Source organism: Shigella sp. FC1567, from assembly GCF_001743015.1.
Classification (GTDB): Bacteria; Pseudomonadota; Gammaproteobacteria; order Enterobacterales; family Enterobacteriaceae; genus Escherichia; species Escherichia coli.
The window spans coordinates 1-13301 of record NZ_MIIV01000024.1; the positions used below are offsets into that span (position 1 = coordinate 1).

The 13301-nt window shown below is 50.0% G+C and carries 12 protein-coding genes and 4 pseudogenes; 6 read left to right on the forward strand and 10 right to left on the reverse strand.

Annotation, left to right across the window (positions count from 1 at the left end; genetic code table 11):
* The coding region (locus BHE85_RS02065; RefSeq protein ID WP_001437028.1) for an IS1 family transposase at positions 1-147 on the forward strand (147 nt) is incomplete at its 5' end.
* A gap of 46 nt (positions 148-193) precedes the next feature.
* Positions 194-538, forward strand: coding sequence for a DUF2002 family protein (locus BHE85_RS02070; RefSeq protein WP_039064247.1), 345 nt, complete (start codon positions 194-196; stop codon positions 536-538).
* A 36-nt stretch (positions 539-574) separates the two neighbouring features.
* Here BHE85_RS02070 and alaE read toward each other — a convergent pair whose 3' ends face one another.
* Positions 575-1024, reverse strand: coding sequence for an L-alanine exporter AlaE (gene alaE, locus BHE85_RS02075; protein ID WP_000492656.1), 450 nt, complete (start codon positions 1022-1024; stop codon positions 575-577).
* A 666-nt stretch (positions 1025-1690) separates the two neighbouring features.
* On the opposite strand from alaE, the gene stpA reads away from it, so the two are divergent.
* A complete protein-coding gene (gene stpA / locus BHE85_RS02080) occupies positions 1691-2095 on the forward strand; it encodes a DNA-binding protein StpA (protein WP_000115383.1) in 405 nt (134 codons plus the stop codon).
* Between the two features lie 46 nt (positions 2096-2141).
* Here stpA and ygaP read toward each other — a convergent pair whose 3' ends face one another.
* Both ygaP and BHE85_RS02090 read right to left on the reverse strand, forming a co-directional pair.
* The gene (gene ygaP / locus BHE85_RS02085; RefSeq protein ID WP_001229473.1) at positions 2142-2666 is read right to left on the reverse strand and encodes a thiosulfate sulfurtransferase YgaP; all 525 of its coding nucleotides are present in this window, start codon (positions 2664-2666) and stop codon (positions 2142-2144) included.
* A gap of 9 nt (positions 2667-2675) precedes the next feature.
* Complete coding sequence (locus BHE85_RS02090; RefSeq protein WP_000137280.1) at positions 2676-2975, reverse strand: ArsR/SmtB family transcription factor; 300 nt, start codon at positions 2973-2975, stop codon at positions 2676-2678.
* A 182-nt stretch (positions 2976-3157) separates the two neighbouring features.
* On the opposite strand from BHE85_RS02090, the gene BHE85_RS02095 reads away from it, so the two are divergent.
* Positions 3158-3316, forward strand: coding sequence for a YqaE/Pmp3 family membrane protein (locus tag BHE85_RS02095; protein ID WP_000508177.1), 159 nt, complete (start codon positions 3158-3160; stop codon positions 3314-3316).
* Positions 3317-3399: 83 nt separating this feature from the next.
* Complete coding sequence (gene kbp / locus BHE85_RS02100) at positions 3400-3849, forward strand: potassium binding protein Kbp (protein ID WP_000522424.1); 450 nt, start codon at positions 3400-3402, stop codon at positions 3847-3849.
* On the opposite strand, the gene csiR is transcribed toward kbp, so the two are convergent.
* The 7 genes and pseudogenes from csiR to BHE85_RS02135 all read right to left on the reverse strand — a co-directional run.
* The gene (gene csiR, locus BHE85_RS02105; RefSeq protein WP_000156824.1) at positions 3850-4512 is read right to left on the reverse strand and encodes a DNA-binding transcriptional regulator CsiR; all 663 of its coding nucleotides are present in this window, start codon (positions 4510-4512) and stop codon (positions 3850-3852) included.
* A 20-nt stretch (positions 4513-4532) separates the two neighbouring features.
* Positions 4533-5932 (reverse strand): annotated as a pseudogene (gene gabP, locus BHE85_RS02110) (GABA permease).
* A gap of 237 nt (positions 5933-6169) precedes the next feature.
* Positions 6170-7436: pseudogene (gene gabT, locus BHE85_RS02115) on the reverse strand (4-aminobutyrate--2-oxoglutarate transaminase).
* Between the two features lie 13 nt (positions 7437-7449).
* Positions 7450-8885 (reverse strand): annotated as a pseudogene (gene gabD / locus BHE85_RS02120) (NADP-dependent succinate-semialdehyde dehydrogenase).
* Positions 8886-8907: 22 nt separating this feature from the next.
* Positions 8908-10176 carry an L-2-hydroxyglutarate oxidase gene (gene lhgO / locus BHE85_RS02125; protein WP_000271932.1) on the reverse strand — a complete coding sequence of 423 codons (1269 nt, stop codon included), beginning with the start codon at positions 10174-10176 and terminating at the stop codon, positions 8908-8910.
* A 19-nt stretch (positions 10177-10195) separates the two neighbouring features.
* The gene (gene glaH / locus BHE85_RS02130) at positions 10196-11173 is read right to left on the reverse strand and encodes a glutarate dioxygenase GlaH (RefSeq protein WP_004986208.1); all 978 of its coding nucleotides are present in this window, start codon (positions 11171-11173) and stop codon (positions 10196-10198) included.
* A gap of 336 nt (positions 11174-11509) precedes the next feature.
* A pseudogene (locus tag BHE85_RS02135) lies at positions 11510-13081 on the reverse strand (alpha amylase C-terminal domain-containing protein); the annotation flags it as partial.
* Positions 13082-13136: 55 nt separating this feature from the next.
* On the opposite strand from BHE85_RS02135, the gene BHE85_RS02140 reads away from it, so the two are divergent.
* On the forward strand, positions 13137-13301 hold a 165-nt coding region (locus BHE85_RS02140), incomplete at its 3' end, for an IS1 family transposase (protein WP_047664789.1).

Genomic DNA, 13301 nt, shown 5'->3' on the forward strand with positions numbered 1-13301 from the left:
CGTTACACTCAGCGCATTGAGCGACATAATCTGAATCTGAGACAACATCTGGCAAGGCTGGGACGGAAGTCACTGTCGTTCTCAAAATCGGTGGAGCTGCATGACAAGGTCATCGGGCATTATCTGAACATAAAACACTATCAGTAAGTTGGAGTCATTACCGGCCCGCGGTTGAAAATAACGAGGATCAAATATGTATTTACGACCAGACGAGGTGGCGCGCGTACTTGAAAAAGTCGGTTTTACTGTCGATGTGGTAACCCAGAAAGCGTATGGTTACCGCCGTGGGGAAAATTATGTCTATGTTAATCGCGAAGCGCGAATGGGACGTACCGCTCTGGTAATTCATCCAACATTAAAAGAACGCAGTTCAACACTGGCTGACCCCGCTTCCGATATTAAAACTTGCGATCATTACCAGCAATTTCCGCTCTATTTAGCAGGCGAGCGACACGAGCATTACGGTATCCCGCATGGCTTCAGTTCGCGTGTTGCGCTTGAACGTTATTTGAATGGTTTATTTGGCGAAGCCAGTTAAAGACGCGACTGGCGATGCCAGTCGCGAAAAGAAGAGTCAGGCTTTTACCTGCTGGTAACGGCTGACTTTAAACAGTCGGCGGCAATAATCGAGGAAGTAGCCATAAACCGCCCCCATCAACATCGAAACAACGATGTTTGAACTGACCGCCGCCATAATCTGATGCCAGTCTGCGCCCACCACTAACAAGATCGCCACATACACCGGTGACTGGAACGTCACATAAGCCAGGATATCAGCCAGATTTTTTATCCAGCCCGACGGGCTAACTTTGCGTGCCGCGCGCATAAACAGATCGCGGTACATACCGTATGGCCATGCAATTAAGATGTTCACCGGAATCGCTACCAATCTGGAATAAAAAGACTGTTCGAAGCTCATTCCGGAGAGGAAAACTTCAATACACATGTTCACGACAGAACAGTAAACAACCATCGCGAACGTATCTGCAACTGCATGACGCAAGCGTGACTGCGGTGAGAACATGCTAATGCTCCTTAATAAAGCGTAATGGGATGTTAATGGAGATGAAAGCAGTGGATCTCATTGCCATCTGCATTTTCGCATAGCGTATATCGCTGGCTATGACTAATCAATTAGTGAAAAACTTTTATTTAGTCAGTTTTTGTAGATAAAATATTCCGTAACAGCTCGTTTTTTGTACATTGTGGATTTTTACATGCCGATATGATTTATTTTCAATTAAATCAATTGGATATGACCTTGCCTTTAATTTCACTAATGAAAGTTTGGGGGTGAGGTAACGCTATAAGCGTAGAGAATTCGGTGTTTGTCGTGACCGGGTCATTTACAGCATTTTTGATGCCAGAAAATGTACATTAACAGCAGAAAGCACCAGTGAGGGGTGTTTTCTTTTATTCTGTTATATTGCATTTTTATTCACTTCGGTTTTATCAGGCTTGCGGAGTTAGCGAGCAGAGAGCGCCACTCTGTTCACCAATAACCTAAATTACTCATCAAAATGGCTAATATATAATCTTGAAATTATTCTGAGAGTTTCAGAAAATAACAGCTGAAATAATCTCGCGCAGGACTGTAAATAGATTAAATTTTGTGGAAATATAATAAGTGATCGCTTACACTACGCGACGAAATACTTTTTTGTTTTGGCGTTAAAAGGTTTTCTTTATTATGTCCGTAATGTTACAAAGTTTAAATAACATTCGAACCCTCCGTGCGATGGCTCGCGAATTCTCCATTGACGTTCTTGAAGAAATGCTCGAAAAATTCAGGGTTGTCACTAAAGAAAGACGTGAAGAAGAAGAACAGCAGCAGCGTGAACTGGCTGAGCGTCAGGAAAAAATTAGCACCTGGCTGGAGCTGATGAAAGCTGACGGAATTAACCCGGAAGAGTTATTGGGTAATAGCTCTGCTGCTGCACCACGTGCTGGTAAAAAACGCCAGCCGCGTCCGGCGAAATATAAATTCACTGATGTTAACGGTGAAACTAAGACCTGGACCGGTCAGGGCCGTACACCGAAGCCAATTGCTCAGGCGCTGGCAGAAGGTAAATCTCTCGACGATTTCCTGATCTAATTACTGAGGCCGGATGTCGCTGCTAGGGCGCGTCCGGCGTCGCTTCTCAAGCTCGTTGGTTCCACGGCATCTTATCTAACAACCTTGCCATTCCACAAAAACCGCTGATTCCTGCAAACAGTAACCCGGCACCAACAAAGCCACTTAATAAGAAGAAACCGCTATTTACGGTATAACCCAGTACAACGCCGATTAATATTAAACCACCCGCAGCGATCTGCACCTGGCGCATTAACGGCAAGGGTTGAGATTTATTTACCGCTACTGGCAATCCAGCTCTTTTCCAGCCATCAATCCTATCTTCGAGTAAAAATATTTCTGCGGGGGCGGCAATCGCTGCTAATTTATCGGCGTTATTACTGGTGCGTTTACCTGCCTGGCAGTGGAATATAATTTGCTCGCGACGTAATTTAGGTGGAAGACCTGACTGTTCCAGCACGGATAATGGAGCCAGATCTGCTTCAGGAATATGTTCACGAAGATATTCATCAGCGTCACGAATATCGATTAACTTTGCGCCGCGTGCGATTAATTCTTGTGCATCATGCGGCGAAATGGTTGTCAAAGCCATAGTGACTCCTTACGGACAATAGACATTTTTCAGGGTGGCGATAATGGCATTTACCGCCTCATTTTTAATGGAATATAGAATGCGTTGGGCATCCCGTTGGCTGTCGATAAGCCCTTCGTCCCGCATACGAGCGAGATGCTGTGATGTCGCAGAGGCACTCAGTCCGGTAATGCGCGTCAGCTCTCCCGCGCTGGTGCCGGGGGAACCGCTAAGCATGCACAGAATCAGCAATCGTTTAGGATGGCTCATTGCTTTCAATAAGGCCGCTGCCTGTTCGGCACTGGCCTGTAATTGCGCGAGTTCAGTCATATTTATTTAAGTATTTTCTAAATTAAGTAAACTCTAAACTAAAAATGCAACATATACCAGCCTCAGCAGCGTAAATGAGAGTAAAAGCGTAAGCTGAAACTGGCAGGCTCCGCTAAAATTACTACGCTTAAGAGATAAAATCTCTTTTTAAACAATGAGTAATTTTCTTATAGGGAGTACATATGGGTTTCTGGAGAATCGTCATCACCATCATTCTGCCGCCGCTCGGCGTGCTGCTCGGTAAAGGGTTCGGTTGGGCGTTCATTATTAATATTCTGCTGACACTGCTTGGGTATATCCCCGGTTTGATTCACGCGTTCTGGGTGCAAACCCGCGATTAAACCTGTGCTCCCCCCCGCGGCGTTAACGCGCCGCGTTCCTCTGCTACACTTTCTGAGTGTTTCCGTTAACGAATGAGGTAGCTATGGGTCTGTTCAATTTTGTGAAAGATGCCGGAGAAAAACTCTGGGACGCGGTTACAGGTCAGCACGATAAAGACGATCAGGCGAAGAAGGTGCAGGAGCATCTGAGCAAAACCGGTATACCTGATGCCGATAAAGTGAACATTCAAATTGCCGACGGCAAAGCGACGGTCACTGGTGACGGCCTGAGTCAGGAGGCGAAGGAGAAAATCCTTGTTGCGGTGGGGAATATTTCCGGTATTGCCAGTGTTGATGATCAGGTGAAAACGGCGACACCAGCCACTGCCAGCCAGTTTTATACCGTTAAGTCTGGCGACACTCTGAGTGCCATTTCCAAACAGGTCTACGGTAACGCTAATCTGTACAATAAAATCTTCGAAGCGAATAAACCGATGCTAAAAAGCCCGGATAAAATTTATCCGGGGCAAGTGTTGCGTATTCCGGAAGAGTAGTTAATTGCCAGCCATCGCCTGCTGGATAATGGGAATTGGCGTCAGTAAATGCTGGCGCATTAACTCACTGGCGCGCGCGGTATCTCGCGCCAGTACCGCCGCAGTCAGGGTCTGGTGCTGATCGTGTTTATCCTCCAGCATTTCTACCGAAAGCACCGTTCGCCGCAGCCAGATAAATCGATAGCGCGCCGCCAGATCAAACAACCGTTCACGCATTTGCAGCAAATAGTGAGAACCACAGCCCGCCACAATTGCTGTATGAAACGCCTGATGACGCAGATCCCACTCATCAAGCATTTTCTCGCTGGCGTCACAGGCTTCCAGCTTACTGAGCAGATGCGCTTTTGCGAGAACGTCTGCCTCCCACTCATCGCTACCGCGGGCAATCGCCAGACTCACTAACATCGCTTCCATATTGGCGCGGGCATCGAAAATATCGAGCAGCTCCTGCTCTGACATAGACGCCACCCGATACCCTTTTTGATTCACCACCGTGACCAGCCGTTCCGCCACCAGTTGAGAAAGTGCTTCCCGCAACGGCCCAACGCCAAGTGCATAACGCGATGTCAGCAAACTCATCCGTAATTTTTCATCCGGTTGAAAATTACCGCGAATAATATCGTTCTTCAGCCAGCGATAGCCATCCAGAGACGTAATGGTCATGGTGTGACTCCTGATTATTATCAGCGCGTATTATGAACGGGTGTTTTTTGCCACATTATCAGCTTATTCCAGCCGCCATAATTGGCACGGTACAGATAATCCCTATTGCTAATAAGTCGGTGGAGATCACTTCTAACTGTTGCGCCGGGCGGAATAGCATCACTACCAACACAAAGGTAATAAAGCCGATGACCAGCCAGGTGAGCCAGGGATAAAGCCACATGCGCAAGCGAATTTCGCTTCCTTCTGCTCGCAGAATTTTGCGCATCCGCAACTGTGAAACGGCGATGACTAAATAAACCAGCAGGGCGATAGCGCCGGAGCTGTCGATCAGAAATTTAAATACCTTCGCAGGCACGTAATAGTTCACCACCACCGTTAAGAATGCCGCGCCGGTGGAGAGTAACACCGCCACGTACGGGGTTTTACTGCGGTTGATTTTACCCATTACCGCAGGCGCATCTCCGCGACGGCTTAAGGAGTAGAGCATCCTGGAAGCGGTATACAGCGCCGAGTTCAGGCAGCTGGTTACGGAAAGTAATATCACACAGTCCATGATTAATTTCGCATGGGGAATATTGAGCAATTCCAGTACCGAGCGATAAGAACCGACGGCTTTTAGTCCGGGCATATTCCACGGAATTAATGCCACGACGACAAAAATAGAGCACAAATAGAAGATAGAAATACGCCAGATAACCGAGTTAGTGGCGCGGGCAATATGTTTTTCCGGCGTGTCGGATTCCGCGGCGGCAATGGTGACAATTTCTGCGCCCATAAACGAGAACATGGTGATCAACATCGCGCTTAATACCGCACCGAAGCCGTTGGGCATAAAGCCGCCGCTATCCCACAATCTTGAGATCCCGCTCACTTCGGCATAAGGGTAAAAACCGCTAATTGCGACTGCACCAAGGAAAATAAAGGCCAGGATAGCGATGACTTTGCACAGCGCCAGCCAGAACTCAAATTCGCCGTAGTTTTTAACGCTTAATAAATTACTGCCAGTTAAGGCAAGGGTAATGACGAGGGAAAATAACCAGATGGGAATGCCTGGAACCCACGAGTGCAGGATCATGGCGGCGATGTTGGCTTCCAGCGGGATAACCAGTACCCAAAACCACCAGTACAACCAGCCGATGGTATAGCCCGCCCAGCGACCAATGGCTTTATCGGCATAGGTGGAAAACGAACCGGTATCGGGCGTGGCAACCGCCATTTCCGCCAACATCCGCATAATCATAACCACCAGTAGCCCGGCGAACAGATAGGCCAGTAATACTGCCGGGCCCGCTTCGGCGATGGCGACGCTGGAACCGACAAACAGACTTGCGCCGATAACACCGGCAATAGACAACATGGTGACGTGGCGTGATTTCAGCCCGCCGCCTAACTCATGTGGTTGCGATGATTGCCCCATCCTGAATCCTCTCGAAAGTGTGTCACTTGGGAGAGCGCCCCGACATTTCCCGCGCCGGGTCACGCGTTTAATTGTTATTGATTCTTTTTGCCGGAGAGCGGCTCCGCATTATCCGGCCGACATAGATTTATTCCTGTTCACGTACAGATTGTCGGATGCAGCGTAAACGCCTTATCCGACCTGGATTCTCGTAGGCCGGACAAGACGCGCAGCGTCGCCTCCTGCATGGGGACGGTGCTACTGCTTCGCCTCATCAAAACACTGACCGATAATCTCCAGACCCTGACGGATCTGAGCGTCTTCAATGGTGAGCAGTACAAGGATGCGCAGCACGTTGTAATACGGGCCGCAGGAGAGAAGAATCAGGCCCTTATCGCGGGCGCGTGCCACGATCCCGGCGGTGAGTTTTGCGTCCGGTTTGCTGTGATCGCCATCTTCAAACAGCTCGATGGCAATCATCGCTCCCAGCCCGCGTACGTCGCCGATCTCCGGGTGTTTTTCGGCTATCGCCAACAATCCGTCTTTTAGCTTCTGCCCCAGATCGTTGGCTTTTTGCAGCAGATTTTCCTGCTCGAACACCTTCAACACTTCCAGCGCAGCCACGCAGGCAATCGGGTTACCGGCATAGGTGCCGCCCAGACCGCCCGGTGCAACAGCGTCCATCACTTCCGCGCGCCCGGTGACGCCCGCCAGCGATCGATTTCGCAAAGGTGGTAAGATCCGGCGCCACGCCCATCTGCTCCACCGCAAACAGCGTGCCGGTACGCCCCGCGCCGCTCTGCACTTCATCGGCAATCAGCATGATCCCGTGCTCGTCACACAGAGCGCGTAAACGCTGCATAAAGGCTGGCGACGCGGCGTAGAAACCGCCTTCGCCCTGAACCGGCTCAATCACGATGGCGGCGATATCTTCCGGCGCGGCATCATTTTTGAAGATCCGGTGGATGCTGGCGATAGCGTCATCCTCGCTTATGCCGTGCAGCGGGCAAGGATAAAGCGCGCGATAAACATGACCCGGCATCAGCCCCATGCCCGCAGAGTACGGATTCACCTTGCCGGTCAGCGCCAGCGTGTAATGCGTGCGCCCGTGATACGCGCCGCTAAAAGCGATGGTGCCGCTACGTTTGGTGGCGGCGCGGGCGATTTTTACCGCGTTTTCCACCGCTTCGGAACCGGTCGTAACCAGCAGCGTTTTCTTGGCGAAATCGCCCGGCACCTTCTGATTCATAATCTCGCACAGCTCCAGATACGGCTCGTAAGCCAGCACTTGGAAGCAGGTGTGCGACAGTTTTTTCAACTGCGCTTCCACCGCGGCCACCACCTTCGGATGCAGGTGCCCGGTATTGAGCACCGCAATCCCGCCCGCGAAATCAAGATACTCACGGCCTTCAACGTCCCACACCCGGCAGTTTTCCGCGCGGTCAGCGAAAATCGGGTGAATTTGCCCAACGCCACGGGGAATCGCCTGACTGCGGCGCTGCATTAACTCTTTATTGCTGTTCATTCGCATTCTCCAGTTAAAGACCGATGCACATATATTTGATTTCTAAGTAATCTTCGATGCCATACTTCGAACCTTCACGACCCAGACCCGAGGCTTTGATGCCGCCGAACGGGGCCACTTCATTGGAAATAATGCCGGTATTGATGCCGACGATGCCGTACTCCAGCGCTTCGCCCACGCGGAAGACGCGGCTTAAATCACGGGCGTAGAAATAGGCGGCAAGGCCAAACTCGGTGTCATTGGCTTGCGCAATCACATCGGCTTCATCTTTAAAGCGGAACAGCGGGGCGAGGGGGCCGAACGTCTCTTCTTTCGACACTTTGGCGTTGGCCGGCACGTCCACCAGAATGGTCGGCTGGAAGAAGTTGCCGCCGCGTTCATCCGCTTTAGCGCCGCAAACCACACGCGCACCTTTCTCCAGCGCATCGGCAATATGCTCTTCCACTTTTGCTACCGCTTTTTCATCGATCAGCGGCCCGATGGTGACGCCTTTATCCAGCCCGTCGCCGATGTGCAGTTTGCTCACCGCCTGCTGCAATTTTTCGGCAAAGCGGTCATACACGCCAAACGGTTGGCGCAGACGCAGGTTTGCCCGGCGTTGCGGAATTTCGAGGCCAGCGCGCCTTCCACGGCTTTATCGAGATCGGCATCGTCAAAGACGATAAACGGCGCGTTGCCGCCCAGCTCCAGCGACACTTTTTTGATGTCTTTCGCGCACTGTTCCATTAACTGTCGGCCAATTTCGGTCGAACCGGTAAACGACAGTTTGCGTACCAGCGGGTTGCTGGTCAGTTCATTACCGACCGCGCCTGCCGAACCGGTGACCACGTTAAACACGCCAGCCGCAATGCCCGCGCGAATCGCCAGCTCCGCCAGCGCCAGCGCAGAGAACGGTGTCTGACTGGCGGGCTTCAGCACCATGGTGCAGCCTGCCGCCAGCGCCGGACCGGCTTTACGGGTAATCATCGCCGCCGGGAAGTTCCACGGCGTGATAGCTGCGGTAACGCCAATCGGCTGCTTGATAACAATCAGGCGCTTATCGGCCTGATGACCGGGAATGGTATCGCCATAAATACGTTTGCCTTCTTCGGCAAACCACTCAATAAAAGAGGCAGCGTAGCTGATTTCGCCTTTCGCTTCGGCCAGTGGTTTGCCCTGTTCGAGGGTCATCAGGCGCGCTAAATCGTCCTGATGCTCCATCATCAAATTGAACCAGTTGCGCAGAATGTTGGCGCGTTCTTTGGCGGTGAGCGCACGCCTGGCGGGCAGGGCGCGGTTGGCGGCGTCGATAGCGGCGCGGGTTTCATCAGCGCCCATTTTCGGCACGCTACCCAGCTTGTCGCCGTTCGCCGGATTGGTGACGTCGATGATCCCGCCATTGTTGGCGTCCAGCCATTCCCCGTTAATCAACGCCTGCTGGCGGAATAAGTTACTGTCGTTAAGTTTCATTGTTACGTCCTGTTTTCAAAGGTTATTGATTAAATGCGGCGTGTAAGGCATCCACACTACGTGTCGCTCGCAGCGTGCGTCCGGGGTTACTCTGGCTTGCCAACAGCGTTTGTACCTTGCTGACAATATGCGCACCAATAGGAATTGCTGATGTCGCTGCCGGGGAGGGCGCATTGCAGGTGTGGATCGTGCGCGGGGTGGTGACAAACAGAAAATCGTCAATCAGCTTGCCGTCCGGCGATACCGCCTGCGCCCGCACACCGGCGGGCCAGGGCTGGAGATCGCTTAACGAAAGCCGGGGACAATACTTTTGCACCAGCCGCAGATAGCCGCTTTTGCACAGCGAGTTTTTCATCTCGCCCAGTCCTGAGCGTAGATGGTTTTGCAGCACCCGGCGAATCCCCGACGAGCCTAAAATTTCCAGCGTGTCGCTAAATGAGAAGTCGCGCTTGCGATAGCCTTCGCGTTTAAAAGCCAGCACCGCGTTTGGCCCGACGGTCACGCTGCCGTCGATCATGCGGGTGAGATGCACGCCCAAAAACGGCATTGCCGGGTCAGGGATGGGGTAAATCAGATGGTTAACAATCTGGTTATGCTCCGGCGCAAGGCGGAAATACTCGCCACGGAACGGGCAGATAATAAAACCCGGTTCGAGGCCGAGCATTTTCACCAGCCGGTTAGCCATCAGCCCGGAACAGCTAATCAGCGTCGATGCTTCATATTCGCCGCCCTGACGGGTTCGGACGACCACGCCGTTTTTATGCTCACTGAGGGCGCTGACTTCGGCGTTATAAATAATCTCACCGCCTCTGGCCTGGAAGATTTTTGCCATTGCCGCTGTGACTTCGCGATAGCTGACAATGCCGCTGGACGGCACAAAAATGCCGCCGAGCCCGGTGATATTCGGTTCGCGCTCGCGCAGTTCCTCGGCGTTTAACCACTCGCGCTCGATACCGTTCGCCGCCGTGCGTTCCCACAACGCGCGCATCCGTTCCATTTCGAGATCGGACGTGGCGATCAGCATCTTGCCGCAGTTGTCATAGCGAATGTCGTTTTGATCGCAAAAGGCTTTGGTGGCGCGGTTTCCCGCCAGGCAAAACTGCGCCTTCAGGCTGCCGGGCGTGTAATAGACCCCGGCATGGATCACGCCGCTGTTGTGGCCCGTCTGGTGACAGGCCGGGCCGGACTCTTTTTCCAGCAACGCAATGCGGGCATCCGGATAAACATCAATCAGTTGCATGGCGGTCGACATGCCGATGATGCCGCCGCCAATAATCACAAAATCATACATCCGCTCAATTCCTTTGCGCTTACTGATGCGTCTGGTAGTGGTGAGTGGCGTAAGCGAAATAGCCACGCTGACGCATCAGTTCACGGCGCAGATCCGGGTGCGGAGTAAAGCGGTCGCGACCGTGCAGCCAGAACAGGTTGTTTATCAACAGGAATTTGCCAACGGGAACGGGTACAGAAAGAATGCCTTTGCTGGTTTCAATGGCATCGGAAAGCTCGCTCAACCACACGCCTTCTTCAAAATCTTTTGGCTGGACGAACTGGTCGATATAGCGCATCACCGGGCGACCCTGTTGATCAACGTCGAACACTGGATGGAAAACATCTTTGCTGACGTTTTTGCTCGGCGGCGCGGCAAAGCGCATCGGGCGACGCGCCAGTGGATGGCGGAAATAGTGGTCCAGATGTTCCCAGTCATCGAGATGCAGCAGCAACGAATTTCCACCCTGCATGTTTTGCTCATCGATTTTCATCATCAGCACGTAATCGGTGATCTCTTCGACATACGTGCCGTCGTTGTGCAGTTCCATCACGCGGTGCGGCTGACGCAGATAGCTGTCTGAGTTATCGACATTTTTCACCACGAAACGCGCGTAATACTGACCGCTCATCGCATCGAAATTTGAGCGACCAATCAGATGCGCTACCGCCGTTGCCAGCTTCACCATCTCATCTGCCTGCGCCACATCATCGATACCCACCGCATTGATCAACAGCGCACCTTCAGCACGGTTTAGCAGGGGCTTCAACAGCAATGGTTGCAGCTGATTCGCACACAGATCGTCAAGAATTTTGCCTACCCGAAAACGCAGAAACGATTTGTACTCCAGCGCCTGCACGGGCCATTCGGCAACCTGTTCGAGAAACTGTTTGGTCGTCTGTTCGGTGAAGGTGAGTTCCAGCAGACGCGGGGATTGCGCCGACGGGATGAGAGTGAATCCGCTATAGTCCTGGCCTGAATCGACAGCGTTATTTTGTACGGCGATCAGTGCATTCATCAGAAGCGATCCTCTTATGAGATGTAGGGTGACATGGCGATGCTCATTTCGTAGCCATAATCTAAAAATATCTACATTTCTGAAAAATGCGCACAAAAGCGACATATTGTTTTCTTATTGTGATCAAAAACAACAAATTAGTAACATTTAACGTAGGGTATTAAGGCAAAGTGAGACAGGAAATGAATAACTAAAGCAACAGGTTAGGGGGAGTTAACATTAGAGAACAGATTATCTGGTCGATAAAAAACAGTAAATGGCTTCACTGCAAAATGACCGTTAGTAAACTAAACATATTATCTGCCCCCGTTTTATCGGGGCAGATATAACATTAAATTATAAATAGAGATAGTTCGGCGGTTCTCCTGTTTTCCCTAAAAGAAGAGCGCTACGCCCAGGAATATTGATATTTAGAGTTCCGCCTCTAAGCGTAAATACTTTACCAGGGAGGATAATTTTTCGGGTATTATTAATAATAATGTTAACGCTATTACTCCCCATGTTTTTGTATATTCCAGGTTGCAATTTGTTAGGCCAGGTACCTTCAACTTCTTCGTTTCCTTTATTTATTATAACTAGCCCATCATGAGGAGAGTGATTAATGTTCACAGAATCCCCACGACTAAAGGCCAGAACGTTTTTAGTTGCAAATACACCCTCAAATGCGCTCCATATTCCTGCTTTATCTATATATAATGCGTGGAATTCATTGTAGAGCTGCTGATAGGTAGAGCAACCTTTATTAAGCCACGCCTCACCGCCGACACGCGTGGACCCATCATAATTTTTAATTTCAGTCGTTGATTTTAATACTTGGCCATCCCAGTAAACTAAAGGTCTGCTGAACGGGAGAGCGGCCATATATGCCATTGCTAATTGTTCATCTTGTTGATGGTTAAATAGAAAGTCATTGAAAAGATTACCATTGTTAGGAAAATCGTGGTTAATGTTAATCAATATCCGTCTTTCTGATGGGATACTTGAGATTGTGGAACCCGGTTTTGATGCAAGGGTTTGGAGATCTCCACCAAATGAAAAGGCTTTTATCGTTTTCATGAGTAAAGAAAAATCAATGGCACTTAAATCATCTCTCTCATAAAGCAGTGATGACATTTGTTGTTCATCCAACTGACAAGTTACCAGGTATTCCATGTAATTCATAACGGCTTTTTTTTGATATTTTGGGTTAAATAAATTAGTATTGTGTAACCGCTCATTATAATTTTTAAGCGGTGGGGTTATCGACCTCTCTATTTGTTCATGTTTTGAGTGTTTTGCCGCATCATAACGTAAACCTCGTACGCCATATTTTCGCATTTCTCGAACGTATTGATTTTGCAACATAATAACCTGGCCACTTTTGGGTGTTGTTTTAGGCATTCCATTTAAACGCTTTTCTTTTAATGCATGGAGGTTTTCCCATTCATCCTTAGAGATGTTATCTTTACTTGCTTCGAAGTCTTTTGCAGTGAGATGTATATCTTCTGGATGGATTTGTTTACGTTCTTTTGTTACTGGATCTTTAATGAATGGAATCAAAACCTGACCTTGCCAATAGCCAGGGATACCGCTTTCTATATCTTTACTGATCTTCGCTCGTATATCAGCAGAGGGATAATCCAGGTCATTTTTACCACTACCCCCGATTCCCATAAAGTTAAATGTATAATCAGGAATGATATCGATACCAAATTTTTTAGCATCTTTAACCAATGCGATAAAATCCTGCAAATCTCCCATTGGGTTATGGATGGTACAAAGATCTTCGGGTTGATAAGCATGAAACCAGTAACCTTTTTCTTCTTCGGGAGTTTCTGGTCCGTCGGCGCGGAAAGTTGTCACTGGAGGGATTTGTATATACCCATAATGGCAACGTGCAAACTCAGACATATTTTCCCTGATTTGCTGGGTAATGCTGCCAACTTACTGATTTAGTGTATGATGGTGATTTTAAGGTGCTTGCGTGGCTTCCATTTCCATCAGATGTCCTTCCTGCTCCGCTACTGAAGGCGTGGTGCGTAACGGCAAAAGCACTGCCGGACATCAGCGCTATCTCTGCTCTCATTGCCGTAAAACATGGCAACTACAGTTCACTTACACCGCCTCTCAGCCCGGTACGCACCAGAAA

What these genes read in the sequence shown, in the direction of transcription:
- csiR (WP_000156824.1), bottom strand. Translation starts at nt 4,512, where the DNA reads ATGACCATTACGTCTCTGGATGGCTATCGCTGGCTGAAGAACGATATT.
- BHE85_RS02090 (WP_000137280.1), bottom strand. Translation starts at nt 2,975, where the DNA reads ATGACTGAACTCGCGCAATTACAGGCCAGTGCCGAACAGGCAGCGGCC.
- ygaP (WP_001229473.1), bottom strand. Translation starts at nt 2,666, where the DNA reads ATGGCTTTGACAACCATTTCGCCGCATGATGCACAAGAATTAATCGCA.
- glaH (WP_004986208.1), bottom strand. Translation starts at nt 11,173, where the DNA reads ATGAATGCACTGATCGCCGTACAAAATAACGCTGTCGATTCAGGCCAG.
- BHE85_RS02095 (WP_000508177.1), top strand. Translation starts at nt 3,158, where the DNA reads ATGGGTTTCTGGAGAATCGTCATCACCATCATTCTGCCGCCGCTCGGC.
- BHE85_RS02070 (WP_039064247.1), top strand. Translation starts at nt 194, where the DNA reads ATGTATTTACGACCAGACGAGGTGGCGCGCGTACTTGAAAAAGTCGGT.
- kbp (WP_000522424.1), top strand. Translation starts at nt 3,400, where the DNA reads ATGGGTCTGTTCAATTTTGTGAAAGATGCCGGAGAAAAACTCTGGGAC.
- stpA (WP_000115383.1), top strand. Translation starts at nt 1,691, where the DNA reads ATGTCCGTAATGTTACAAAGTTTAAATAACATTCGAACCCTCCGTGCG.
- alaE (WP_000492656.1), bottom strand. Translation starts at nt 1,024, where the DNA reads ATGTTCTCACCGCAGTCACGCTTGCGTCATGCAGTTGCAGATACGTTC.
- lhgO (WP_000271932.1), bottom strand. Translation starts at nt 10,176, where the DNA reads ATGTATGATTTTGTGATTATTGGCGGCGGCATCATCGGCATGTCGACC.